Source organism: uncultured Tissierella sp., from assembly GCF_902479755.1.
Classification (GTDB): Bacteria; Bacillota; Clostridia; order Tissierellales; family Tissierellaceae; genus Tissierella; species Tissierella carlieri.
Map to the genome: position 1 here is coordinate 42,495 of NZ_CABSQO010000022.1, position 26,610 is coordinate 69,104.

The following is a 26,610-nucleotide window of genomic DNA, read 5'->3' on the forward strand; positions in this document are numbered from 1 at the left end:
CCCCCTTTATTTAAGTCACAAAAACTATTGAATATTCTCTATATTCTATAAAAGTTTTAAAAATCCTTCTTTTTTAAAAATTTTTTTTATTTTTTTATAATTTATGGGAAAATCCTAATTTATTTTTCACTTTACAAAAGAACTTGGAGTCAATTAATTCCAAAAAACTACCTATAATGTTTAAATAGGAACTTTTTTTACTTTTTTATACTAATATGTTATAAACTTTACATAATCTCAAGATTTATCTTTAATTTTTTTTTTATTATGATATAATCTATCAGTGACAATTTAATACTATTAGAATAAAATAATATTAATATATAAGATGGCAATAATAAATATAGAAAGTAATTTTTTTATTTAGGAGGAAAGCTTATGTTTGAATTTTGCATAACTGATAATAAATATCCTAGGGTTCACTTTATTGGAATTGGCGGCATATCTATGAGTGGTTTAGCTGAAATTTTATTGTCTGAAGGATATATTGTGACTGGTTCTGACGCAAAGGATAGTTTAATAATTGAAAGATTAAAAAATTTAGGAGCCAATATTTACATAAATCATAAGGAAAGTAATGTAAATGGTGCCGATCTAATAATATACACAGATGCTATATCAAAAGATAATGAAGAACTTGTGAAAGCACATTCTCTTGGAGTACCTGTAATAGATAGGGCCACCTTCTTAGGTGCCTTAATGAAAAACTATAAAAACTCAATTGCAGTATCTGGCACTCATGGGAAAACTACTACTACTAGTATGTTATCTACTATATTGAATCGTTCGACACTAAACCCTACCATTCTTTTGGGTGGACAATTAGATGAAATAGGAGGCAATGTAAAATTAGGATCTAAAGAATACATTCTTACTGAAGCCTGTGAATATAGAGGAAATATATTAAAGTATTTTCCTACAATGGCTATTATATTAAATGTTGATGCTGACCATTTAGACTTCTTTAAAAATATGGATCATGTTTTAAGTACCTTCGTTGAATATGGTAAGAATCTCAATGAAGATAGCTATTTATTAATTAACATAGATGATGCAAGCTACAAAAAAATAATGGATAATACAAAGGCTAAAGTAATTACCTTTGGAATAGATAAAGATGCAGATTATACTGCGGAGAATATTAGTTTTTCTGAGGAAGGTTTTCCTTCTTATACCCTAAAAGTTAAGGATGAAGGATTATATCCTATTAAGTTAAGTGTCATTGGGAAACATAATATATATAACTCTTTAGCAAGCATTGCTGCTGCTCATATTTATGGTATTCCAATGGAGGATATTCAGAAAAATATTTCCATCTATACAGGAGTTCATAGAAGACAGGAATTAAAAGGATATTATAATGGTATTAAAATTATTGATGATTATGCACATCATCCTACTGAGATTAGAGTTACTTTAAATGCATTGAAAAACTCTGCTGTTGGTAATATTTACTGTGTATTTCAACCACATACCTATACTAGAACAAAAATTTTATTAAATAGCTTTGCGGAGGCCTTCATTGATGCTGATAAAGTCATAATCACAGATATTTATGCTGCAAGGGAGAAAGATGATGGATCAATCCACTCAAGGGATTTAGCAAATGCCATATCTGACAAAGGCTCAGATGCTGTTTATCTAGGAACTTTTGATGAAGTGGAAGCTTATCTATTAAGTCATGTTAAGGAAAATGATATTATTCTCACTATGGGAGCTGGAAATGTTTATCTTATAGGTGATTCAATAATAGCACAAGATAAGGATAAAGAAAAAGCAGCAGTATAGCCTAGCAGAAATTTTGGATTGTGATTGTTGATTTTTAGATTTGAAATATTAATGAAATATATAAAAAGCCCCCTCCCTATAAATTTAAGGGTTGGGGCTTTTTACATTATATATTTTTTCAAGTAATTTTGTGGTTTCCTTTTTATCATAAATAAAATAAGATAATACTTTTTTCTGTATTTTTCTAAATTCTGCTTTACCTGGCAATGTAAGTGTTTCAAAATCTTCATTGGTCATTCCGATTGTTTTCCTGCCATAAGAAAGTGTATCCATTAAGTTAAGATCTGTTTTAACATGGCTAAATCCCTTTGTAATGACTGTTAAAATATTATCTGATGCTTTTCCTATAAAAGATTGTATAAATCCTTGCTGTGCCTTTATTCTACCTAAATCACCATCAATATATCCTCCCTTATTATTATTTCCTTTTCTATACCTTAGAAATTCTATCGATTTTTTTCCATCTAATGTCTGCTTCCCTGGTGAAATATCTATATGCAATGGAGGTTTGGCTGTAGGATCCCTATATTTCATAGGAAATGGTACATCTACTTCGATTCCTCCCAATCCATCTACAATTTTTTCTACACCCTTATAGTCTAGCATAACATAATGATGAATTGGTATATCCTCTAATATATGAGATATAGTTTTTTTAACTCCTTCTACTCCATGGTCTCCATATATACTGTTGATTTTTCTTTGTTCTGCTGTATTATATCCTTTTCTATGGATATAGGTGTCCCTTGGTACATTCACTAAACTAACCTTTTTTGTATCAGGGCAAAGGGAGGCAAATATAATTGTATCCGTCCTTACATCCTCCATGCCTAGTACTATAAAATTCACTCTATTACTCTTTTCTATAGCTTCCTTCAAGTTAGAATATACCTCTGGTTCCTTTGGTGCTATTTCCAGCTTTTTAGCAATTGTCTTACCTATATCCATTTTCTCTGCTATTGGATAACTTTGCTCACTTTCAAGCTTTATATCCTTTTCTTTTACATAAGAATAAGAGCCAATAAATATTGCAATCAAAAAACAAATGAACGATACAATAAAAACCTTAGAAAAAGTTCTCATAGGAAACCACCCTTCTTGAGTAAAATCTTTCTAATATATTGTAACCAAAAAGATAATTTTTAATTGCTAATTTAAAATTTCAAATTCATATAAAAAAGGCTTCCATCAAATCATAAATAAATTAAGGAAGTCTTTTTTGAAACCCATCTAAGCCAAATTTTACCTACTAATGAAATTAAACTTTCCTATGAGTCATAAAAAGACCCTTCTGTATAATATTGAAGGGTCTTCACTATAATTAATTTTAATATTCAAAGAATCCTTTTTTAGTCTTTCTACCTAATAAACCACCTCTAACCATCTTTCTTAGTAGAGGATGAGCTCTATATTTTGAATCACCAAATTCTTCATATAAAACATCCATAATAGCTAAGCAAACATCAAGACCTACTAAATCTCCTAATGCTAAAGGTCCCATTGGATGATTTGCACCTAATTTCATAGCTTCATCTATATCTGATGCACTAGCTACTCCATCTGCAAGAATTCCCACTGCTTCATTTATCATTGGTATAAGTATTCTATTTACTACAAATCCTGGAGCTTCTTCTACTTCTACTGGAGTTTTTCCTAACCCTTGTGATAATTCTACTATTGTATTTTTAGTTTCTTCTGAAGTAGCAATCCCCTTTATAACTTCTACTAATTTCATCATTGGTACTGGATTAAAGAAGTGCATTCCAATAACCTTATCTGGTCTATTAGTTGAATTAGCAATTTCAGTAATAGATAATGAAGAGGTATTTGTAGCAAGAATTGAATCTTCTTTGCATAATTTATCTAATTTACCAAATATTTCTCTCTTTAAATCCATGTCTTCAGCTATAGCTTCAATAACTAAATCACAGTCCTTTAAATCTTCATAGGATGTAGTTATGGAAATATTATTTAATGTATTATCCATAAGTTCTTTCGTAATCTTTTCTTTCTCAACAAGTCTACTTAAACCTTTTTCTATAGATTTAATGCTTCCCCTCGGATTAGCCTCGTCAATAGATCTAACCCACATAATTACATCATAATCCTTCTGTGCAAAAATCTGTACTATGCCACAAGCCATAGTTCCTCTACCTAATATACCTATTTTTTTCATGATGCACCTCCAAATTATTTTAATTTATAGTTAGGTGTACGTTTTTCTAAAAACGCCCCCATCCCTTCTTTTTGATCTTCCGTTGCAAAACATAAACCGAATAGATCTTTTTCAATAGCCATTCCAGTATCTAAATCCGTTTCTATACCTCTATTTATAGCAGCATTCGCATATCTTATAGCTAGCTGGCTCTTTGACAATATTTTATTTGCCATTTCAATAGCAGAAGTCATTAGTTCTTGGCCTGGTACAACTTTATTAACTAAACCAATTCTATATGCTTCTTCCGCACTAATTATATCACAAGTAAAAATAAGTTCCTTTGCTCTACCTATTCCCACAAGCCTAGATAGCCTTTGAGTACCTGCAAATCCTGGAGTTATACCAAGACCAACTTCTGGTTGTCCAAACTTAGCCTTTTCTGATGCTATCCTAATATCACAACTCATAGAAAGTTCACATCCACCACCTAAAGCAAAACCATTTATAGCAGCTATAACTGGCTTTTCTAAAAGCTCTATCTTTCTAAATAATGATAATCCCTTTTCAGCAAAAGCCCTAGCTTCTATAGGATTCATATTCTTCATTTCTCCTATATCTGCTCCAGCTACAAAAGCTCTTCCTTCTCCAGTTAATATAATTACATGGACATCTTCGTCATTATTAATTACATCTATAGCTTCATTTAATTCATCTAATACTATTGAATTTAGCGCATTCAATGCATCTGGTCTGTTGATAGATAAAATTCCAATATTTCTCTCTTTCTTAAATAACAAATTGCTCCAGCTCAAAACATCAGCCCCCTTTTGTTAATATTATATCAAACTCTTTATTGGGAATCAATTCCTATTTCAGATATATTATACCATAAAAATAGACTGAAGAATTCAGTCCATTTTATTTAATAACTTCCATTAATACTAAAGCGAAATCATCATGCTGCTCACCCCAGCTATGGGTTACAATATTGTTATTTATCTCGTTTAAAATATTTTCTTCGTGATTGTTTATAATTTGCATTACACTTTCTATGCCAAACTCTTCTCCTGATTTATCCTTGGCTTCTGTAATTCCATCTGTGTAAAATAATATCTTATCACCTTTACTTAGTTTAATAACCTTTTCCTCATAGAATATTTCATCAAATAGCAAAGTCATAGGATATCCCTTTATTTCTAGCATCTCCATATTATCTTTATTATACTTAATAGGTATTGCATTGTGTCCAGCATTAGAATATTTAAATTCATAAGTTGATTTATTAAAAACACCATAAAATATTGTAAAATACTTATCTACATCCAAATTTAATGTACTAAATCTTCGATATAATTCTGATAATGCAGCCGATGGCCCCGATATATCATCTTTTATAGATCTCATGGTCTGCCTAATAAACATAGTCATCATAGCTGCTGCCACACCATGACCTGAAACATCTGATATATATATTCCTATATTTTCATCATCAATATAAAAAACATCAAACATATCGCCGCTTAACATTTCAGAAGGTCTATAAATATAATCGATACTTATGTTTCCTAATATTTCTTTATTAGGTAGGATTCTCTCTTGAATCCTCTTAGCAAATCCAAGATCCTTACTCATTTTCTTATTTTTTTCAATTAATTCTAACTCCAATTTTCTTTCTCTAGTTACATCTCTAAAAACTTCTACAGCTGCAAAGACTTTACCATCTGAATTAGTAACAGGAGAAGATTTCACAGAAAAATATCTTCCGTTTATTTTCTCCTCTTTCTGTACAATTTCACCAGTATTTATACTCCTATCTGTAATACAGAAGCTACATGGCATTTCCTTACCATGGGATTTATAGCATTTCATACCTACAATATTATGTCCTAAAGCTTCTTTCATCGTCTTATTTGCATATATAATAGTCCCCTCTTTATCCACAACACGAACCCAATCTGCCATCCCCTCAAGTACGTGGTAGTTTAGCATACCGTATTCTTCTATTTTCTTTTCTACATAATTCAAATCTTCTTTTCTTAGCATGCTTATCACCCATATAGAATATTTAATGATGTTAAATATTTTGTAAATTAATTCTTGTATTTATTTTATACCATTTAATAAATTAATTCTACATATTTTTGCAATTTAATACTTTAGTACCTAACAGTTACTTCTTTCTCTTCAGAATACCTTGCCATTGCATATAGCGCATCTGACAGCCTATTTACGTATTTCATAACTAGTGGATCTATTTCTGCAATTTTCGACAAGGTAATAATTCTTCTTTCTGCTCTTCTACATATAGTCCTAGCCACATGAAGATGTGCTGATTTCTTACCAGAGCCTGGTATGATAAATCCCGTAGGATTATTGAGTCTGCCCATATAAAGATCTATTATCTTCTCTAAATCATCTATATCTTTCTCTACTATATGATATTTAACCTTTGCGCTATCCTCTGTAGCTAAATTTGTAGCTACTGTAAATAATTTATTTTGTATGTTTTGAATTTTTTCATACATTTCCTCATCATCAACGTAGTTCTTGGCTAATCCCATAAATGATCCTAGTTCATCAACTGTTCCATAGCTCTCCACTCTTATATCATCCTTTGAAACCCTCTTGTTATCAAAGAGGCTAGTCGTTCCCTTATCCCCTGTTTTAGTATAAATTGTCATTTTTATCCCTCCATTTGTTTAATGTTCAACTAACAATTAACAGTTACAATGTTTCAACAATGCACAATTTACAATTAACGATTGAAAAACACTAAAACATATAAAGTTGTTAAAATAATATATTAATTTTTGTTCTTTAATCCTTTATCTTTTCATTGTTCTTTACTAATTGTTCTTCGTTAATTATCGTGGGTTTTGGTCCAAAATATTGATAATAATCCACTTTAATCCTTCCATTATATAGTTTTCTTTTTCTATCCGCTGTTTTTCCATAGTCTTTTTCAAAATTTTCGTTAGATGTAATTACATAAACTGACCAAGTATCTAGTTCTTTAAATTTAATACCCAAATCTTTATGAAGTCTTTCAACCTCTCTCTTTTCACTTATACGTTCACCATAAGGTGGATTAGTAATAACCACACCATATTCATTTTTTAATTCTGCATCTCTGAAATCCTTTATGAAAAATGCAATGTCATCTTCTAATCCAAAATTAGCAGCATTATCTCTTGCACGAAGAATTGATTTCCTATCTATATCGCATCCTAATATGTGTAATTTAGTTTTATTGTCTATAGCTTGAAAAGCTTCTTTTTTGGCATCACGCCAATATTCACTATTAACCCTAGGCCATTCTTCTGCTGCAAAACTCCTATCAAGACCAGGAGCCATATTTCTACCTATCATAGCTGCTTCTATTGGAATAGTACCTGATCCACAAAATGGGTCAAATAATACTCTATCTTTATTCCAATAGCTAAGCAATATCATAGCAGCAGCCAAAGTTTCTTTTATAGGTGCATCACCTTGTCTATCCCTATATCCTCTCTTATGAAGTCCTTCTCCTGAAGTATCTATCGTCAAAGTCGCTATATCTTTTAATAGAGAAACCTCTATAGTATACTTTGGTCCAGTCTTCTCAAACCACTCTACATTATATTTAGTTTTGAGCTTTTCTACTACTGCTTTCTCCACTATTCTCTGGCAATCAGATATACTAAATAATTTCGAGTCTATACTTTTGCCTTCCACAACAAAATTTCCATCTTCTGTTATCCACTCTTCCCATGGAAGTTTTTTTGTTTGCTGGAATAACTCTTCAAAAGTTAGAGCTTTAAATTCACCCATTTTTAAAAGAACTCTATCTGCTGTCCTAAGCCATAAATTAGTCTTTGGTATATCCTTTTCTGTCCCTGTAAATGTGACCTTACCGTTCTCCACTTTTAAATCATTATATCCTAAGTTCATTAGTTCTCTCTTAACTACAGCCTCCAAACCAAAAGTTGCAGTGGCTATCAATTCAATGTTTCCCATATCATCTCTCCTTAAAGAATATCTAACTCTATTATACTCTATATCACAATTATTTAGTTAATAATATTGATTATTTTTTTCAATATTTGGGTATAACAACTATTGAATGTAAAACAATAATTAATATGGAGGGATTTATATATGAAAAATTTAAGTAGCTTATATCAAAGTGGGGATTGGAAAGGTGAAAAACACGTACCTGTAATTCATGTATCTGAAACAGTTAAAAAAGGTGACTTAGTAGATGTTAAAGTTCTTGTTGGAGAAGAAATAGCACATCCAAATACATTCGAGCATTACATATCTTGGATAAAGGTATATTTCCAACCAGAAGGACATAAATTCCCAATTGAAATTGGTTCTTGTAATTTTACTTCTCACGGAGAAAGTGGATTACTTACTGAGCCAAATGTGTCCCTTAGATTTAAAGCTGAAAAATCAGGTACATTATATGCGTCATCCTATTGTAATATTCATGGATTATGGGAAAATAGCGTAGAACTTAAAGTGGAAGAATAAAATCATCTAAATGATTAGCTAACATTTAAGTCCAGAATCTTTCTGGACTCTTTTCACCTCTTGACATTATTCTTATATTATATTAATATATAGTAAAATTATATAATAAACTATGAAAGATTCTAGTAGCTAATTAAAGGTAAATCCACAGAGAATAGACTATTGGTGAGAAGTCTATATCCTTAAGTTAGTGAATTACAGTTCTGGAGTTTCAATATTTTATTGCGTTTCCCACACGTTACGTGGTTGAGGCTTTATGCGAATTAAGGTGGTACCACGGGTTTCCTCTCGTCCTTTAGATGAGATGAAGCCCTTTTTTTATGACCTAACACAACGAACGATAGTGAGTTGATGTAGGTCAAACTCAACGAGAACCAAATTCATATGAGCGTAGCGAGTAAATGAATTTGAGTTTCGAGACTGCGGCAAATGACCTAACTTAGCGAACGACAGTGAGCTTTAGTAGGTCAAACGCAACGAACGCCAAATTCATGCGAATGATAATGAGCAAATGAATTTGTGCAGTGAGACTGCGGAAGATGACCTAACACAACGAATGACAGTGAGCTTTAGTAGGTCAAACGCAACGAGAACCAAATTCATATGAGCGTAGGTCCTATCGGACACCACTGAATTATACCCTACGGGGTAGATAGAGGTAGCGAGTAAATGAATTTGAGTTGCGAAACTGCATGATATGACATTAATAATTTAGGAGGGATATTTATGCAAAATGTATTTGATGTCCTAAAAGAAAGAGGATATATAGATCAAGCTACTTATGAAGAAGATTTAAGAGAACTACTAGGCAAAGAATCCGTTCCATTCTATATTGGGTTCGATGCTACTGCCGATAGCTTAACCTTAGGACATTTCCTACAAATCATGGTTATGATGCATATGCAGAAACATGGCCATAAACCTATAGCGCTACTTGGTGGAGGAACAACTATGATAGGTGACCCTTCAGGTAAGGCTGATATGAGAAAGGTAATGACTAAGGAAATCATTGACTACAATGCAAGCAGATTTAGAGAACAATTAGGTCATTTCCTTAATTTTAGTGAAGGAAAGGCTATAATAGTAAACAATGCAGATTGGTTATTAGATCTAAACTTTGTTAATTTTATGAGAGAAATAGGTGTTCACTTCTCAGTTAATAGAATGCTTACATTTGATTGTTATAAAAATAGAATGGAGCAGGGTCTAACTTTCTTTGAATTTGGATATATGCTTATGCAATCCTATGACTTTTTACATCTATACAGAAACCACAAATGTAAGCTGCAATTAGGCGGAAGTGACCAATGGTCTAATATGCTTGGAGGATATGAATTAGTTAGGAAATTAGAGCAAGATAAAGTATATTCCATGACATTTAAGTTGTTAACTACAGCAGCTGGAATAAAAATGGGTAAAACTGAAGCTGGTACTATCTGGCTTGATCCAGAAAAAACACCACCATATGAGTTATATCAATACATGAGAAATGTAGATGATAGAGATGTAGAAAAATTCTTGGCACTTCTTACTTTCTTACCAATGGATGAAGTAAGAAGGCTGGGAGCTTTAGAAGGATCAGAAATCAATAAAGCTAAGGAAGTATTAGCATTTGAAGTAACTAAAATGATTCATGGAGAAGAAGAAGCTAGTAAAGCTCAACAAGCAGCTCGAGCATTATTTGCAGGAGGAATGGAAGAAGGATCCATTCCATTTACAGAAATGGATAAGGCTATATTTGAAAAAGGCATTGGAATACTTGATCTATTGAAGGAACTAGAACTTACTAAATCCAATGGTGAAGGAAGAAGGCTTGTAGAGCAAGGTGGTATCACCATTGATGATGTAAAAGTAGACTCCATAGACAAGCAAGTTACCTTAGATGATTTCAAAGATGGAAAAATAATGATTAGAAAAGGTAAGAAAGTATACCATCAAGTAAGAATATAAATATCGACATTTTATAAAGAATAAGTAACAAAAACGGTGCCTGACACCGTTTTTGTTACTTATTTATTAAGTCATTAGAATTCTTTTTTTCGCTGCTTTTTTCAATTCAATCATATCATATAGCTTAGAAAGCTGACTACAACTATAGGTTAGTTTTAGAGTATGAACATCTGTTGATTCTCTCCCCATACTAATTATATTATTCCATGAAAAATCTATAATCCTATCTTTTTTGCTAATGAACGACAAATCGTCTTGTGTTAGCAAATGAGTAATGATACAAGTAGTTAGAATATCTAAGACATTCTCAAAATCATCATAGTATTCTTTAAGTACTATTAGAGCATGTAAACCTGTTATACAATGTAATATAACTATGCTTCCGGATTTAATGAAGGATGGTAATAGTATATGAAGCAAAGTTTTTACTTTTTCCTCTTCCTTCCCATCAATAACGAAGCCTAATTTAAGATACTCTTCATCATCGTAGAGTGCCCTTATCTTTTGCCCCATTGTGTTTTTAGATTCTAGTAACTCTCTTATATGTGAATTATTCATTATGCCATCCATTTCTTCTATAATTTTTAAACCACTGATTTTCCTTCTAAATAAATCTGCCTCTCTGTAAGTAGTAATATAATAAGCTAGAGATCTGGCAACCTCATCAACTAAATCTTCTTCAATCTTTAACCCTTCTACTGCATAAGCTACTCTAATTAATGCGTGAAAAAGACCAGATGACATACCTAAAGAATAGGTATTAAGTACATATCTTATAACCTCATTTATGTTCTTTTTCTGTATTTCTTTCTTTACAAGTTCTAAGCAGGATTCATATAGTTCTCTTTTCCCAAGACATTCTTCAAAGGAATTACACTGTGGATATTCTGTTTTGATTAGATCAATATTAACTATTTTCACATATGATTCAGTATAGGATTTTACCTTCTCCAAGTCTTTAGTCATTTGATATAGAGCTAGCTGTGCCATAGGTAAATGATTTACCAACCCTCTCATATATGGAGAAAATTCTTTTCCATATTCATTGATTAGCTTCCCAATACTCATACAAAGTCCCCCTTTTATATATTACAGTAATATAGTGATACCCTGTTTTTAGCATTATAAGCTAATTACTTTTTTGACAATCCCATTTTACTCTACTAGTAAGATTTATATTTCTCAAATATATGAATTAAAAAATCTTCTTATGTTTCATAAGAAGATTTTTTAATATCAATTTTTCATAATTCTTATTTTTGATTGTGGATTTTTACAAGGGATTCTAATGCTAAAATAATCTCTCTTTTTTCTCCTTCTACTGGTCCTACACCTTCCATAGCATAATCTACAATGCCTTCTTTTATATCTGATTTATATTCCACTACATTATTTAATATACTAGCAGTTTTTACACCTCTAAGTTGCCCTACTACAAATAAAGATGCTGTTTCCATATCTGATGCCAATATATTTCTGCTACTCCACTTTTCCATTATTTCATCTTCTTCATCAATATAGAAGGAATCATGGGATCTAACTAATCCATAATGATAATTATATTTTAATTCTTCACATGTATTTATAATTAAATTTGTAAGTTTAATATCTGACACTGCTGGATAGTTTGGTGAAATATACATATTCGTAGTTCCATCTTCTCTTACTGCCGCAGAGCAAATAACCAAATCTCCTAGTTTGATATTTGATTGAACTGCTCCTGCTGAACCAATTCTAATAAGATATTTTGCCCCGCAAGATATTAACTCCTCTATAGCGATTGCAGCAGATGGCCCACCTATTCCAGTAGAAGTAACGGTTATAGGTACACCTTTATAATATCCCCTTATAGTTCTAAATTCTCTATTATAGGCTATTTCCTCATATGAGTCTAAAAATTCCCCAACCTTCATCACCCTCGCTGGATCTCCTGGCAGTATTACATATTCTGATATATCCTTATCTTCACATAATATATGAGGTTGCTTCATTTTATCACCTTCTTATCTTTTGATTCGATCAAAGCTTCTAATATGGATTCTGTCAAACTAGGATGAATGACTAAATTAGATAATATTTCCTCTGCTGTTTTTTCTTCTTTTATCAAATATCCCATTAATCCAATGTATTCAGATACATTTTCGCCTACCATCCATATGCCTAAAATTTTATTATTTTCATCTAGTATGATTTTCACAAAGCCTTCTTCTATGCTTCTTGCCCAACCTCTCCAGCTATCTTTAAATGAGTAAGTTCCTAATTTATATGGAATATTATCTCTTTTTAACTCCCACTCCTGCCTGCCTACTCCAGCCATTTCTGGTAATGTGAATACTGCCCTAGGCAAAATTTCATATGATATATTTACTGAGATATTTTTTAAAATATAATCTGCTACTTTCAAACCCTGTTGAACAGCCACATGAGCCATTCCTAAAATCCCATTAATATCACCTATAGCAAAAATATTTTTTTCATCAGTTAATAAATTCTCATTCACTATAATTTTATTTTCACTGATCTTAATATTGGTATTCTCAATCCCTCTCGGAAAATTTGGTTTTCTCATAAATGTGACCAATGCCTTTTCACTTGAAATCATTCTTCCATCATCAAGTAATACTTTTACACCTGTCCGACCTACTTCTGCATTTTTAGCACCTATCCCTTTTAGTATCCTTACACCTCTTGACTTAAGATGTTCTTCTATGGGATACACCAAATCTACATCGTTCTCAAATAGAATATTGTTTTCTTTTTCTATGATGGTAACCTCTACTCCCATTTCAGCATATAAAGCTGCAAATTCTATGCCTTCCACATTTCCACCTAAAATAGTTATACTCTTAGGCATATTTTTTAAATCTATAGCCTCTCTGTGAGTTATTATATTTGTCCCGTCAATTACAATATCTTTTATACTAGCAGGTTCACTTCCTGTAGCAATGATAAAATATTCAGTCTCTATTACATCCTCTCTCAATTTAAAGGTTTCTGAGTCTAAAAATTCACCATCTCCAAAGTATATGTCGATCTTATCTTCCAATAGATTATCTTTTATTTTACTCTCTAATCTCCTTAAATCTTCGTCCCATTTTCTTATAAGATATTCCCTAGTTTTCTTTATTTCAGTATGATCATGTTTTTTTATACCTTTAAATGAATCCAATACCTTTTTTACAGGTAATGCTCCCCATCTAAGAGCAGTACCTCCAAATGAATTTTTTTCTATTATAGCTACAGCCTTTCCTTCTCTCTTTAAAGCTCTAGCACTATAATATCCTCCTATTCCTCCACCTATAACGACTACATCATATCTTTTAACTTTCAATGCTCTTTACCCCTTCACTATTTTTCTTCATTTTCGCTACTTGTCTCCTAGTTACAATAACTAATGCAAATATAGTTGCTAAATAAGGAATCATTTGAGTAAATTGAGAAGGAATTCCTATTACTTGTAATCTAGTACCTAAAGCATCAAAAAAACCAAATAATAAAGCTGCAAAAAAAGTGCCTATTGGATTAGCCTTACCAAATATTATTGCCGCTAAGGCGATAAACCCTCTATTCGCACTCATATTTTCTGTAAATAGGGTTAAATATCCTAAAGAAAGGTGAGCACCAGCTAAGCCACATAATATTCCACAAGCCATTGAGCTAATATATTTCATTTTTCTTGGACTAATTCCAGCTGTCTCCAGTGCTTTTGGATATTCTCCAGACGCACGTAACCAGATACCTTGTGGAGTCTTATATAGATATATATAAGTCAGTATTACAAAAATCCAGCTAATATAAATAAATATAGTATGATTGTTAAATATAGTATTTAATAAGGGAATATTTGCTATAAATGGAAAGCTCAATCTTGGTAAAGGTATTATATCTGGTGAAGAAAAAGCTCCTTTAACTCCAAATATGCTTCTTAATAAAAATACTGTTAGTCCTCCTGCGAAAATATTGATAGCTATACCTATTACAAATTCATCTGATTTTAGATCTATAACAAATAATGCAAATATCAATCCTATCAATAGACCTATAAATGCTGCTAAAGCTACTCCAGCAAAGGCACTACCAAAGAAGTAACTTCCTACTACACCAAAAAATGCTCCTAGGAGAATCATCCCCTCCATACCTATATTAAGTATTCCTGCTTGTTGAGTAAGTAATCCTCCTAATGCAGCTAGAATAAGTGGTGTAGCAGTTCTTATGGTATGTTGCACTAATGCTAGATTGAAAAGTTCCTTAAACATTTTCTTCACCTACCTTCCTTTGAGCAACTTTCTTCAATCTCCAATTTTTATAGATATTTTTGAATCCTGATTCCCCAGCAATAAATAGAATTATTATAGATTGAATCACTAGAACTAATTCTGATGGTATTCCTGTAGCATTCTCCATAGAAATGGAACCTGTTTTTAAACCGCCAAAGAATATGGACATTAATATTACTCCTATAGGATTGTTTCTTACTATTAGAGCTATTAACATACCATCAAATGCATATCCTGGAGATATATGCTGTAAAAATCTATAGTGAACTCCAACAACCTCAAATACTCCAGCAATACCACATAGCCCTCCTGATATTACCATGGCTATTACCATTTGTTTCTTATCCTTTATTCCTCCATATCTTCCAAATAAGCTGTTTTGTCCAACCATTTTGGAATCATATCCAAAGGAAGTTTTCTCCATTAAATAATAGATAACTATGGCGATGATACCCATATAAAATATACTAGTATTTAATTTAGATAGCTTCACTAATCGAGATAGTTGAAATTGCTCTGCTATGATTTCTGTCCCTCCCATTTTACCTTGGGATGCAGCAAATGGATAATTAACCAAATATGCAGTAAATAATGTAGCCACTGTATTTAACATTATTGTGGTAATAACCTCGTCCACCTTATACTTTACCTTTAATAGAGCAGGAAAAAATGCATAAATTCCTCCTACAACAGCTCCTGCAAGAACTGCTAAGATTATGCCAATAGGCCCTGGTAAATTGGTAAAGGTTATACCTACATAAGCAGCAGCAAATGCACCTAAATAAAGTTGCCCCTCCCCACCAATGTTTGATATGCCCGACCTAAAAGATATGGCAGTTGCCAATCCAGTCAATATTAATGGAACGGTTTTAGCAAAGGTTGTGGCTATATTATACTTTGAACCAAATGCTCCTTGTAATAAAGCACTATAACCCACTAAGGGACTTCTTCCATTTGCTATCATAATTAAAGCACCTATTAATAATGAAGCAAATATAGATATAAAAAGTGAAGTTATATATTCTAAATTTTCTTTTCCAAATATCTTTTTCATCCTATACACCTTCTCTCCAGCTACTCATATTTTTTCCCGTCATATAAAGGCCTATTTCTTGCTTTGATACCTCTCCCTCATTGAATTCACCAGTAATACTTCCCTCATAAATGGTCATAATCCTATCTGACAATCTAAATATTTCATCTAACTCTGCTGAAATCAATAAAATAGCACAACCTTCATTCCTCTTTTCAATTATCTGGCTATGAATAAATTCAATTGCTCCAATATCTACTCCTCTTGTAGGTTGGGATATAATTAATACAGGAGTATTAAAAGAGAATTCTCTAGCAATAATCATTTTTTGCATATTTCCCCCAGATAAATTCCCTGCATAAACTTCCTCTGAAGGAGTTCTTATATCAAATTTCTTTATTAATTCTTTACTTTTTCCTCTAATCTTTGATTTATTTAAATGCAATCCTTTGACTGCATAAGGTTCTTTATACTGATTCCCCATAAGTATGTTTTCTGAAATAGTTGCGTCCTTAGACATTCCCATAGCCAATCTATCTTCAGGTACATGAGCAATTCCTAGATTTCTTATATCTCTAGGAGATTTATCTGAATACTCTATTCCGTTGATAAAAATTTGTCCACAATCTTTCTCTCTAAGTCCAGTCAGTACTTCCACTAGTTCAGATTGACCATTTCCTTCTATTCCTGCTATTCCAAGTATTTCACCAGATTTCAAGCTAAGATTAATATCTTTTACAGCTAAAAGACCTCTGTTGTCTCTAGCTCTTAATCCCTCTGCTAGCAATACTTCTTTCTTTTCAGTATGTTTTTTATCTAATTTATCAAATAATATCTCTCTACCTACCATCATCTCTGCTAATATTTGTTCATTGGCATCTTTAGTATCTACAGTGCCTATCATCTTTCCTTGTCGCATAACACTTACTCTATTAGATATGGATAACACCTCTTGAAGCTTATGAGTAATTATTATTATTGTCTTACCTAATTCATCCACTAATTTTCTTATAACCTTAAATAATTCCTCTGTTTCTTGTGGGGTTAAAACTGCTGTAGGTTCATCTAAAATTAATATATCTGCTCCCTTATAAAGTGCTTTCAATATCTCAACCCTCTGCTGAATTCCAACAGATAAGGACTCTACCTTAAGCATGGGGTCAACCATTAGACCATAAGTCTTAGATAATTCTCTTGTAACTTCGATTGCTTTTTCCTTATTTACAAACACTTTACTCTTTCTAGGTTCTATACCTAATACTATATTTTCTGCCACAGTGAATGAGGGTACCAGCATAAAATGCTGATGTACCATACCAATTCCTAGTCCTATTGCATCTAAAGGACTAGTTAACTTTACAGCATTACCATTGAAATAAATTTCTCCTGTAGTTGGTTGATGAAGTCCATATAATATGTTCATCAATGTGGATTTTCCAGCACCATTTTCTCCAATAATAGCATGAATTTCTCCTTTTCTTATGTTAAGATTTATATTATCATTGGCTAATACTCCTGGAAATTGCTTCGATACATTTCTTAACTCTAAAAGTTTTTCATCCACTTAAATTGTCACCTCTCTATCTTATATAACTATTGTAAAATGGAGAAGTAGATAGCCACTTCTCCATTTTACATTATTTACCTGTCGGTACTTTAATTTCTCCACTGATGATTTTAGCTTTAATATCTTCAAGCTTTGCCTTCATATCCTCTGTTGCAAATTGAGCCATATCGTCTGTACCATATCCCATTTCTACACCATCTTGGGATAAACCATAATAAACTACTTTACCTTTTTCTATTTTATCATTTTGTATATTTTCTATGGTTTCATAAATTGATTTTCCTACTTTTTTAACCATAGAAGCAACTATAACATCAGGATTTATATGACGTTGATCAGTATCTACTCCTATGGCATATTTTCCCATTTCTTTAGCAGCTTCAAACACACCTTCACCAGTTTTTCCTGCTACTTGAAATACGATATCTGCTCCCATTGAATAAAGAGTTGTTGCATTTTCTTTACCTTTTGCTGGGTCTTCAAAGTCTTCAGCAAATAAAGTCTTAACTTCTACCTCTGGATCAATATACTTTGCACCAGCTTCATAGCCAGCTTGGAAATTTCTGATTACAGGAATATCCCTTCCTCCAACCATACCTACTAGTTTATTCTCATCTATACCTTCTATAGAAGTTTCTGTTGTAAGCATAGCTGCTAAAGCACCTGCTAAAAATGATCCTTCATTTTCTGCATAAGATACAGTGATTAGATTGTCAATTCCTTCAATTTCATTATCTACATATATATAAGAAACCTCTGGAAACTCCTCTGCAATTTCTTGTACAGCATCATAGAATTCATGTCCCACTACTGCTACGATTGAAGCATATTGTGAAGCTTGTACTAATTGATCATTTAATAATGATGCATCATTTCTACATTCATATACTTTGTATTCAATGCCTAAATCTTTTTTAGCTTGTTCTACACCTTCATGGGATGAATCATAGAATGAACGGTCACCTAAACCACCTGCTAATACTAATCCCTCTTTTGTTACATCATCAACAGCTGGCGTATCATTAGCAGCTGGTACATCCTTTGCACCTGAATCATCAGTTTTTTTGCATCCAACTAATGCTCCAGATACCATTAGCATTACTGCTAGTAGAATTATAAATTTCTTTTTCAAGGAAAACTCCCCCTCATTAATTTTATTATATAAAATCGACTTCCTTCGATTTTACTAACATAGTTATTCTTTTCTACTTAAAATTTCTTCTTTCTTTAACCCTTCTATATCAATAATATTAATAGAATTACTTGATACATCTATAATCTTACTTTCTTTTAGCTGTTGAAGTACCCTATTTATACTCCTAGATGTAACCGCAAACCGTTCACTTAGCTGCTCTTTATCTACTTCAATTTCTATCCCAACACTAGATTTAACTCCTGAATCTAATCTATATAGCAGGTAATTACATATTCTATATTTTAAGGAGTACAACGTATTTTCTCCTGCTAATCTTGATAGCTTATAAAAGCTGTCACATAATGTTCTAGTTATATGCAGAGAAAAATGTCTATCTTTATCAATCCATTTTAAAAAATGTTCTCTGCTTATACAAATTACTTGGATATCAGTTAAAGCCTCAATAGAACAAATATAAGGTTTATTATCAAAAATTTCTAACTCTCCAAAATAATCTCCTTTTTTATAAATAGCTTGAGAATACTTCTTACCATTTTCTGCAGTTAGAGATATATTAGCATAACCTTTAACTATAATATAAAAGTATTCATATTGCATATCCTGATAACAGATTATCTGTCCCTTAGAATATTCCTTGAATTCCCATCTACTTAAGATTTCATATGGACAATCTCTTAACATCTTTTTTATAGCCCTATTAGACTCAATAATTTCAATTATATGCAAAAGTCCCACTCCTTAAAGTATATAATAAAGTTCATATTATAATGAAGGACATCTGTCCTAAAAAGATATAAATTTCTTATAAATTATATCATATTTAAAAAAAAGTAGGAATTGTGTCCTACTAATTATTGAAATAAAAAAGATCTGCCTAACTTTTCCTTTAGACTGATCTTTTTTGAAGTATTATTATTATCTGAAAACTATCTCTCCATTATTTATTGATTCAACAATAGCTAAGGATTCTAGCTTTATTCCCTGTTTTCTTATCTTATCTCCACCTTTTTGAAATCCCTTTTCTATTACAATACCTACACCTACAGTATTACATTTTGCTTTATCTATTATATCTATTAGACCTTCAGCAGCCTTTCCATTCGCGAGAAAATCATCTATTATCAATATATTTTCTCCTTCATTTAAATATCTTTTAGATACTCTTATAGTGTAAGTTTTATCTTTTGTATATGAATATACAGAGCTTTCATATGTATTCTCATCTAAGTTTTTTGAATCTGTTTTCTTTGCAAAGACTACAGGTACTCTAAAATGTTGAGCTGCAATAACGGCTATTGCTATACCTGATGCTTCTATAGTAAGGATTTTATCTATTTTTTCCGATGCAAATCTGGCTTTAAATTCCTTGCCTATTTCATTTAATAAATCTATATCTATTTGATGATTGAGAAAGCTATCTACCTTTATAACATTACCCTCTCTAAGTGTGCCATCTTTAACTATTCTTTGTTTTAGTAATTCCATTTCTTCACCTCAAGGATTATTTTATATTATCCTATAATAATTACTGAATTTATGCAAGAAATTTTATATTGTCATCATGCTCTTTTGTGATATAATATACGATAAAAAATATAAGGAGTGGATATATTGGCTAGATTAATCGGTGAGAGAATTATGTTAAGAGAGTATAGAAAAGAAGATTTAACTTGTATAAGAAAATGGGTGAACGATATTGAAATCACAAAATATTTAAGTAATATATTTCTATATCCACACACTTTAAATGAAACTGAAAATTTCTTAAGTTCTATGTTACAAGGTAATTCTAATATCAAAGGTTTTATTATAGCAGAAAAAGAAACTGAAGAATATATTGGACAAATTGACTTAATAAAAATCGACTGGATTAATAGAATCGGTACCTTAGGTATTGTAATAGGTACTAAGGATAATTTAGTAAAGGTTATGGAACTGAAGCTATTAAATTGATACAAGAATTTGCATTTAATAGGCTAAACCTTCATAAATTAGATTTAGAAGTAAGATCTTATAATGAAAGAGCTATTCGTTGCTATGAGAAATGTGGGTTTAAGGAAGAAGGCAGAATAAGGGAAAATTTCTTTACAGATGGAAAGTATACAGATACTCTGTTTATGGGAATATTAAAAAGAGAATATGAAAATATTTAATATATTAATTACTAGGAAATGGAGATAATATTAGATGAATAAACTTATTATGATTCTACTAGTATCCATGACAATAGGTGTTCTCTATAGCTATGTTGCTACAAAATTTACTATGAATAAATTAATATTATATTTACCATCATATATTGGAATAATACTGATTGTATATATGTTTACTCTTTACAGTCCTGAAAACACTGGATTTGCAGACTTGGCTAGAATTATTTCAGTAATGCTGCTATTATCAATGATTATAGGTAATACCTTCTCTGGACTTATTATAGATAGAAAAAGAAAAAGACAAAATTAAATGAGTCATTTTTCATGACTCATTCTTTATTTTTTCTATTTTTGATCTTTATATCCTTCCCTAATTAATCGATACTCCCCAGTATCTTCATTCAAATCATAAATATTAAAGTTTGTTCTTATATCAAATCCTTCAAGATGAGTTGCTAAGTTTATGGAGGCTGATCCATCTTCTCCACTTATTATCCTATGAAATACATTTGTTGTCCAAGTAATTAATCCACCGCCTTCCACTATAAGTTCACCATTATGTTCTATATAATCTGGAGTAATTATAAACTTTTCTATCCTTCCATGCTCTTTAGTATATAACTCTACATACCTTTTTCCATGAAGTACAAATAAGTTATCTTCTTGATGTGGATGCATATACCAAGGTCTTGCTACTTCTCCAACTGTTCCAGGTGAAATAGCTCCTCTCCTATGTAATACCCTATCTATGGCATCAACCTTTGGAACCATAGATTTTCCCATTACATCAAAAGCAACCCCCTCTGTCTTTCTAAATTCCTTTAGTTTAATAATTTTAAAAAAATTCTCTACCTCTCTTACAATATAGCTCATAAAATCCCCCTTATAATAAAATCTATATTCTAGCCATACCTGTTTCTTTAGCCGCCTTAGAAACAGCTTTGGCAATTTTATCTACGACTGTTTTATCGAAAATATTTGGAAGAATATTTTCTTCATTTAACTCTTCTTCTTTAATAGCACTAGAAATAGCATAAGCTGCCGCTAACTTCATTTCTTCATTAATATCTCTTGCACGTACATTTAATGCACCTTTAAATATCCCAGGGAAAGCTAGAACATTGTTTACTTGATTTGGATAATCAGATCTCCCTGTACCTATGATTCTTGCACCAGCTATTTTTGCATCTTCTGGCATTATTTCAGGATTAGGATTTGCCATAGCAAGTACTATTGGGTCCTTATTCATATTTTCAATATCCTCTTTCACTAATATATTCGAGGTTGACACTCCAATGAAAATATCAGCATTCCTTAAAGCTTTTTTCAAGCCTCCTTTCACTTTTTTAGGATTAGTTATTTTAGCTATTTCTTTTTTATATCTGTCTAAAGAAGAATCATCATATTCCAATATACCTTTTCTATTACATATAATTATGTTTTTGAATCCATCCTCCATTAGCAGCTTAGCTATGCTAATCCCAGCAGCGCCAGCTCCATTTATTACGATGGATATATTATCCTTCTTTTTATCTACTATTTTTAGAGAATTTATTATAGCGGCTAAAACTACAACTGCCGTGCCATGTTGGTCATCATGAAATACTGGTATATCTAGTTCTTTTCTAAGCCTTTCTTCTATTTCGAAACATCTAGGAGCAGAGATATCTTCTAAATTTATTCCACCAAAGGTAGGAGATATATTTTTTACCGTAGAGATAATATCTTCAATCTCTTGGCTTTTCAAACATATAGGAATTGCATCTATATCTGCAAAGGTCTTAAACAAAATAGCCTTTCCTTCCATTACAGGTAATCCTGCTTGGGCCCCTATATTCCCTAACCCTAATACAGCAGAACCATCAGTCACTACTGCCACCATATTCCCTTTATTAGTATATTCATATACTAAATCTAAATTCCCCTTTATCTCAGTACATGGAGCTGCCACTCCTGGTGAATATGCTATACTTAAATCTTTATAATCTTTTATTTGAACTTTACTTTTGATTTCTAATTTACCTCTATTGCCTTTATGTAATTCTAAAGATTCTTTCTTTAAATCCATTTAATCTCTCCTCCCCACAAGATTATTCTATGATATTCCTATACCCAAAATTCTCATATATTAGTATTTTAGTAAATAAAAAGGATGGAATTAAATCCATCCTTTTTATACAATTATATTTTAGTTATAAATCTAATTCATTTAATATGTCTCTAAGCTTCTTTAGCTCTTCTGCGGAAAAAGTGACTCCCTTTCCCATCTTTAGATGATCAGGGTCCCATTCCCTTATATCATATTTTGCAGGATAATCGTTCCATGATACTAAATTGAGTTCCTTTGTCCAGCCTTTTGCTGATTCTGATAATATTCCTAAGTTTTCTTTTATTTCATATTTTACTTCAGCCACTATATTCCTCCTTATTATTTTCTCAATATATTTTCATTGTATTTTTATCTAGTTTATCTCTATTATAGTAGCTACGTCAATATCAATTTTCTTTAATAAGCTACAATATATTATTTTTCATTATATCATTCTTTTATCCTATATCTTCATTAATTTTATGGGTATAATATAAGATAACATTATAAAATAGAAAAGTTAGGTGATGTTATGTGCGGTAGATTTTCTTTAGATGTTAGTATAGATGTATTAATAGAAAGATATAAAGCTATAAAAAACATGGAGGAATTTAAATTACCAGATGAAATATTCCCCACAAATACAGTTCCTATTGTAATAAATAAAGATAATATTCAATTATCAATGATGAAATGGGGATTTATGCCTGAGTTTACTAAAAAACCTATAATAAATGCAAGAGCTGAAACAGTAGATATCAAACCATTGTTTAGAAATTCCTTTTATAACAAGAGATGCTTAGTCCCTGCAACCAGTTTCTTTGAATGGGAAAATTTAGATGGAAAGAAGATTAAAAGAAGAATCTCCGTTAAAGAAGAAAACATCTTTTCCTTAGCTGGTTTATATAATATTTTTAGAAATAAAAATGGTCAAGAACAAGAATCTTTTACAATAATAACTACAGATGCTAATGAGGATATGAAAAAAATCCACCATAGAATGCCTGTAATTTTACCTAAGGAAATGGAAGAATATTGGCTAGATATAAACTTTAGAAATTTAGATACTCTAAAATCTATGATGAAACCTTATGATGGAGAGATAACAATAGTCTAATAGTTTTGTAGAATATACAAAACTATTAGACTATTGTTCATTTATCTAGTATATGTTCTTAAAACACAAATACCAATCAACACAATAATATCCTTCTTCACCACTTACCCTTCTAAGAAGTTCTTCATAAGTTGTAGGTGCTGGTACTACTACTGGCTGTCCTGGAAGCCAATCTGCTGGAGTTGCTACTCCATACATATCAGTTGTCTGTAAAGCTATTAAAAGCCTTATTATCTCAGGTATATATCTTCCATTGGTCAATGGATATACGAGTATTGCCCTGATAATCTGTTTATCATCTATTATAAACACATTTCTTACTGTAGTATTTGTGCTTACACTTGGAGCAATCATTCCATACATTTTAGAGATACTCATATCTTTATCCGCTATTATTGGAAAAGGAATCTGAATTCCCGTATTTTGATAAATATTATAAACCCATGCAAGATGTGATGGATTTCCATCTAAGCTAATTCCTAGAAGTTGTGTATTTCTCTCCACGAAAGAATCATATTGCCTTGCAAAAGCAATAAATTCTGTGGTTCACACAGGAGTAAAATCTCCTGGATGAGAAAATAGCACTATCCATTTTCCTGCATAATTAGATAATTTTATAGGACCAAAGGTTGACATCGCAGTAAAATCTGGGGCCTTCATCCCTAGAGTTAAACATCCATTTTCACTCATCTTCTCACCACCATTTTTTTATTATTCCATATATAATATGAATCCTGTACTATAGTGGTGAGTGAAGAGGTTCTTCGTTTTACTTATATATTCTTTATCTCCTATAGTTTAATATCAATCCCTTTAGTCTTTTCTTTATCTGTGGCCAATTTGGTAATATCATCATTGTCTTTTATATTCTTTTTACTATAATCTTCTTCAATCTTATTTACTGCTTCCATAAAGTATTCACCGTAGACTTTATCAATTTTGTCAAAGGCAATCTTTGCTTCTACCCTAGCCTGTAATATTATTTCCCTGGCTTCCTTTTTAGTTTTAGCAGTTTTTATTCTGCTCTCTATTTCTTTTCGCCTTTTACTTGCTTGCATCGCTTTTTCAAGCTTATCAGGTGCCATTTCCATAAGCATCGCTCTTTCTTCTGCTGTAATATTTTCACCTCTTGCAATCTTTTTAGCAATTTTATCTGCAATTATATCATCTCTAATCTTCTTACTCATCATATCTCCTATATTTCCACCATTATCTACTTTTTTATCCTTATTTTGTTTTATATTAAATCCAAATATATTTTGTCCCGATGTAATTGTCTTACTATTCCAAGGTTTAAATCCTATATTTCGTTTGTTATTTTGCATAAGATTGTTAAATTTAAATTGACTCCCTGTTATTCTCATATGATCAACCCCCTTCTCCTATCCTATAAATTATATATCGGCAGGAAAAGAATATAGGTTAAATTTGAACACTAGTTGATTTTAAGAAGTCTATAGAACTTTTATAGAAAATGAAATATTATGAAATCTATACCTGTTTTCAAAGCAAATAAATAAAGCCTATCCCTTATTATAAAGAATAGACTTTATTGCATCAATATTAGTTTTACATTCTTTTAGATATAATCCACATCTAAGTTAAACACTATAGCCTTTTGTCCTAATAATTTGTCTTGAGACTTTCCAACGAAATCATCACCAAACATTGAATATAGCTCACCTGATATAGTAAGTTCAGGAAGTCGTCCTAATAATTTTTCTCCATCAGTTAAGAATGCTAATTGAACAGGTGTCCCAAATACTCCTTCTTGGGTAAAATCTCCACCGGAAGCTATTAGAACTGCTATGCCCAGCTGCCCATTTAGTAATTCCTTTAAAGTTTTATCGCTAGATTTTACAACAAGATTTCTAGGTGCCAAAGAGGGAACCTTATCATATTCTGCTGATGCACTTCCTGTAAGCGGTAAGTTAAATTGTGATGCAGTTTTTTTATCTGTATATGGGGTTATTATTCTTCCATTTTCAATTAAAGTATATTTATAGTCAGGATTTACTACACCCTCTGCATCAAAAAACTCAACTCCCGATAACTCTTCTTCCTCTGCACTTTGATATAATGTAAATTTATCGCTGAATTTTTTCTCTCCTATGAAATCCTTAAACAATGAAGCACCTGTGCCCACCTTATATCCGTTCATTTCCTCTACTACCTTCATTAAAGTAAGTCCATCATCTGCTATAAAGACTACAGGCCGTTTTCCTTTAGAAGGTAGCTCAATCTTGTTCTTATAAGCTGTTAGCATTCCCCTTATATTGTTTAAAATCTTATCTCTGCTATATTCCCTATCTATATAGGTTGAAAGAGCATCAAATACATTCACCGAATTCTTTTCTTTTATTACAATTGATGCTACAACTACTCTATCTATATGAGTTAAATCGATCCCCTTATTATTTATCAATTTAGTTTCAAAATCTTTGATATAGATATTATTTGAAAAAATGAAGTCTGGAAATTCTTTCTTTAATATTTCAAGTAATTCTTCTACTTCTTTTACAAATTCCTCATGAGACAATGTTTCTTTTCTATAGTCTACTTTTTTCACAAGATTAGTGGATGGCTCGTAAGGGTACGGTATTTCAAGCCTTAAATTCTCAATTGCTCTTTTTTCCAGCTCAAGTTCATCTACTTTTCCCACAGCTCCTGCGATACCAACAAATCCATTTTCATATACTCTAAACCCTGTTTTAGTAATATCTTTTTTCCTTACAGATTTTATATTTGATTGAAGAATATTTATACTTATTTCCTTTAAATTCTTAATATATTTTTCTTTAATCATA

The 26,610-nt window shown here is 31.4% G+C and carries 28 protein-coding genes; 7 read left to right on the forward strand and 21 right to left on the reverse strand.

Annotated features, from left to right (window positions below):
• The first annotated feature begins 378 nt into the window (after positions 1-378).
• On the forward strand, positions 379-1,788 hold the full coding sequence (gene murC, locus RDK80_RS12395; RefSeq protein ID WP_256312753.1) for a UDP-N-acetylmuramate--L-alanine ligase: 1,410 nt from the start codon (positions 379-381) through the stop codon (positions 1,786-1,788).
• Positions 1,789-1,872: 84 nt separating this feature from the next.
• On the opposite strand, the gene RDK80_RS12400 is transcribed toward murC, so the two are convergent.
• The 6 genes from RDK80_RS12400 to RDK80_RS12425 form a co-directional block, all read right to left on the reverse strand.
• A complete protein-coding gene (locus RDK80_RS12400) occupies positions 1,873-2,871 on the reverse strand; it encodes an LCP family protein (RefSeq protein ID WP_308524428.1) in 999 nt (332 codons plus the stop codon).
• 244 nt (positions 2,872-3,115) lie between these two features.
• The gene (locus RDK80_RS12405; protein WP_216560815.1) at positions 3,116-3,964 is read right to left on the reverse strand and encodes a 3-hydroxybutyryl-CoA dehydrogenase; all 849 of its coding nucleotides are present in this window, start codon (positions 3,962-3,964) and stop codon (positions 3,116-3,118) included.
• Between the two features lie 14 nt (positions 3,965-3,978).
• The gene (locus RDK80_RS12410; protein ID WP_308524429.1) at positions 3,979-4,758 is read right to left on the reverse strand and encodes a short-chain-enoyl-CoA hydratase; all 780 of its coding nucleotides are present in this window, start codon (positions 4,756-4,758) and stop codon (positions 3,979-3,981) included.
• 106 nt (positions 4,759-4,864) lie between these two features.
• Positions 4,865-5,989: a SpoIIE family protein phosphatase gene (locus tag RDK80_RS12415; RefSeq protein WP_094902517.1), complete on the reverse strand. Its 1,125-nt coding sequence runs from the start codon at positions 5,987-5,989 to the stop codon at positions 4,865-4,867.
• A 113-nt stretch (positions 5,990-6,102) separates the two neighbouring features.
• Complete coding sequence (locus RDK80_RS12420) at positions 6,103-6,627, reverse strand: cob(I)yrinic acid a,c-diamide adenosyltransferase (RefSeq protein WP_308524430.1); 525 nt, start codon at positions 6,625-6,627, stop codon at positions 6,103-6,105.
• Between the two features lie 136 nt (positions 6,628-6,763).
• Entirely contained in the window at positions 6,764-7,942 is a 1,179-nt protein-coding gene (locus RDK80_RS12425; protein WP_308524431.1) for a class I SAM-dependent RNA methyltransferase, read from the reverse strand.
• A 141-nt stretch (positions 7,943-8,083) separates the two neighbouring features.
• On the opposite strand from RDK80_RS12425, the gene RDK80_RS12430 reads away from it, so the two are divergent.
• Positions 8,084-8,461, forward strand: coding sequence for a class II SORL domain-containing protein (locus RDK80_RS12430; RefSeq protein WP_216560823.1), 378 nt, complete (start codon positions 8,084-8,086; stop codon positions 8,459-8,461).
• Between the two features lie 726 nt (positions 8,462-9,187).
• A complete protein-coding gene (gene tyrS, locus RDK80_RS12435) occupies positions 9,188-10,411 on the forward strand; it encodes a tyrosine--tRNA ligase (protein ID WP_308524432.1) in 1,224 nt (407 codons plus the stop codon).
• 66 nt (positions 10,412-10,477) lie between these two features.
• Here tyrS and RDK80_RS12440 read toward each other — a convergent pair whose 3' ends face one another.
• From RDK80_RS12440 to RDK80_RS12480, 9 genes are all read right to left on the reverse strand, one after another.
• Entirely contained in the window at positions 10,478-11,479 is a 1,002-nt protein-coding gene (locus RDK80_RS12440; protein ID WP_308524433.1) for a questin oxidase family protein, read from the reverse strand.
• A gap of 185 nt (positions 11,480-11,664) precedes the next feature.
• The gene (locus tag RDK80_RS12445; RefSeq protein WP_308524434.1) at positions 11,665-12,402 is read right to left on the reverse strand and encodes a nucleoside phosphorylase; all 738 of its coding nucleotides are present in this window, start codon (positions 12,400-12,402) and stop codon (positions 11,665-11,667) included.
• On the reverse strand, positions 12,399-13,742 hold the full coding sequence (locus RDK80_RS12450) for an NAD(P)/FAD-dependent oxidoreductase (RefSeq protein ID WP_308524435.1): 1,344 nt from the start codon (positions 13,740-13,742) through the stop codon (positions 12,399-12,401). Before RDK80_RS12450 ends, RDK80_RS12445 begins: the two co-directional genes overlap by 4 nt.
• On the reverse strand, positions 13,732-14,667 hold the full coding sequence (locus tag RDK80_RS12455; RefSeq protein WP_246565874.1) for an ABC transporter permease: 936 nt from the start codon (positions 14,665-14,667) through the stop codon (positions 13,732-13,734). Before RDK80_RS12455 ends, RDK80_RS12450 begins: the two co-directional genes overlap by 11 nt.
• On the reverse strand, positions 14,660-15,742 hold the full coding sequence (locus RDK80_RS12460) for an ABC transporter permease (protein ID WP_216560834.1): 1,083 nt from the start codon (positions 15,740-15,742) through the stop codon (positions 14,660-14,662). Before RDK80_RS12460 ends, RDK80_RS12455 begins: the two co-directional genes overlap by 8 nt.
• Position 15,743: 1 nt before the next feature.
• Positions 15,744-17,285: an ABC transporter ATP-binding protein gene (locus RDK80_RS12465; protein WP_216560836.1), complete on the reverse strand. Its 1,542-nt coding sequence runs from the start codon at positions 17,283-17,285 to the stop codon at positions 15,744-15,746.
• A 73-nt stretch (positions 17,286-17,358) separates the two neighbouring features.
• The gene (locus RDK80_RS12470; RefSeq protein ID WP_308524436.1) at positions 17,359-18,420 is read right to left on the reverse strand and encodes a BMP family ABC transporter substrate-binding protein; all 1,062 of its coding nucleotides are present in this window, start codon (positions 18,418-18,420) and stop codon (positions 17,359-17,361) included.
• Positions 18,421-18,483: 63 nt separating this feature from the next.
• Positions 18,484-19,170, reverse strand: a complete 687-nt coding sequence (locus tag RDK80_RS12475; RefSeq protein WP_201259913.1) for a Crp/Fnr family transcriptional regulator — start codon at positions 19,168-19,170, stop codon at positions 18,484-18,486.
• A 189-nt stretch (positions 19,171-19,359) separates the two neighbouring features.
• Positions 19,360-19,929, reverse strand: coding sequence for a xanthine phosphoribosyltransferase (locus RDK80_RS12480; RefSeq protein ID WP_216560842.1), 570 nt, complete (start codon positions 19,927-19,929; stop codon positions 19,360-19,362).
• 126 nt (positions 19,930-20,055) lie between these two features.
• On the opposite strand from RDK80_RS12480, the gene RDK80_RS12485 reads away from it, so the two are divergent.
• The 3 genes from RDK80_RS12485 to RDK80_RS12495 are packed head-to-tail and all read left to right on the forward strand — an operon-like array spanning position 20,056 to position 20,907.
• Positions 20,056-20,397, forward strand: coding sequence for a GNAT family N-acetyltransferase (locus RDK80_RS12485; protein ID WP_308524437.1), 342 nt, complete (start codon positions 20,056-20,058; stop codon positions 20,395-20,397).
• A complete protein-coding gene (locus tag RDK80_RS12490) occupies positions 20,394-20,597 on the forward strand; it encodes a GNAT family protein (protein ID WP_308524438.1) in 204 nt (67 codons plus the stop codon). The genes RDK80_RS12485 and RDK80_RS12490 overlap by 4 nt, the downstream gene beginning before the upstream one ends.
• A 34-nt stretch (positions 20,598-20,631) precedes the next feature.
• Positions 20,632-20,907: a hypothetical protein gene (locus RDK80_RS12495; protein WP_308524439.1), complete on the forward strand. Its 276-nt coding sequence runs from the start codon at positions 20,632-20,634 to the stop codon at positions 20,905-20,907.
• Between the two features lie 35 nt (positions 20,908-20,942).
• Here RDK80_RS12495 and RDK80_RS12500 read toward each other — a convergent pair whose 3' ends face one another.
• From RDK80_RS12500 to RDK80_RS12510, 3 genes are all read right to left on the reverse strand, one after another.
• Positions 20,943-21,470, reverse strand: a complete 528-nt coding sequence (locus tag RDK80_RS12500) for a hypothetical protein (protein WP_308524440.1) — start codon at positions 21,468-21,470, stop codon at positions 20,943-20,945.
• 22 nt (positions 21,471-21,492) lie between these two features.
• Positions 21,493-22,665, reverse strand: a complete 1,173-nt coding sequence (locus RDK80_RS12505; protein ID WP_308524441.1) for an NADP-dependent malic enzyme — start codon at positions 22,663-22,665, stop codon at positions 21,493-21,495.
• Positions 22,666-22,789: 124 nt separating this feature from the next.
• Positions 22,790-23,011: a YdbC family protein gene (locus RDK80_RS12510; protein WP_256312744.1), complete on the reverse strand. Its 222-nt coding sequence runs from the start codon at positions 23,009-23,011 to the stop codon at positions 22,790-22,792.
• A gap of 207 nt (positions 23,012-23,218) precedes the next feature.
• On the opposite strand from RDK80_RS12510, the gene RDK80_RS12515 reads away from it, so the two are divergent.
• The gene (locus tag RDK80_RS12515) at positions 23,219-23,803 is read left to right on the forward strand and encodes an SOS response-associated peptidase (RefSeq protein WP_308524442.1); all 585 of its coding nucleotides are present in this window, start codon (positions 23,219-23,221) and stop codon (positions 23,801-23,803) included.
• Between the two features lie 45 nt (positions 23,804-23,848).
• Here RDK80_RS12515 and RDK80_RS12520 read toward each other — a convergent pair whose 3' ends face one another.
• The 3 genes from RDK80_RS12520 to RDK80_RS12530 all read right to left on the reverse strand — a co-directional run bounded on the left by RDK80_RS12520 (position 23,849) and on the right by RDK80_RS12530 (position 26,609).
• Positions 23,849-24,493 (reverse strand): peroxiredoxin, encoded by a 645-nt coding sequence (locus tag RDK80_RS12520; RefSeq protein ID WP_308524452.1) that lies wholly within the window; start codon positions 24,491-24,493, stop codon positions 23,849-23,851.
• A gap of 101 nt (positions 24,494-24,594) precedes the next feature.
• Positions 24,595-25,167, reverse strand: coding sequence for a hypothetical protein (locus RDK80_RS12525; RefSeq protein ID WP_308524443.1), 573 nt, complete (start codon positions 25,165-25,167; stop codon positions 24,595-24,597).
• A gap of 215 nt (positions 25,168-25,382) precedes the next feature.
• Entirely contained in the window at positions 25,383-26,609 is a 1,227-nt protein-coding gene (locus RDK80_RS12530) for a metallopeptidase TldD-related protein (protein ID WP_308524444.1), read from the reverse strand.
• Position 26,610: the final 1 nt, after the last annotated feature.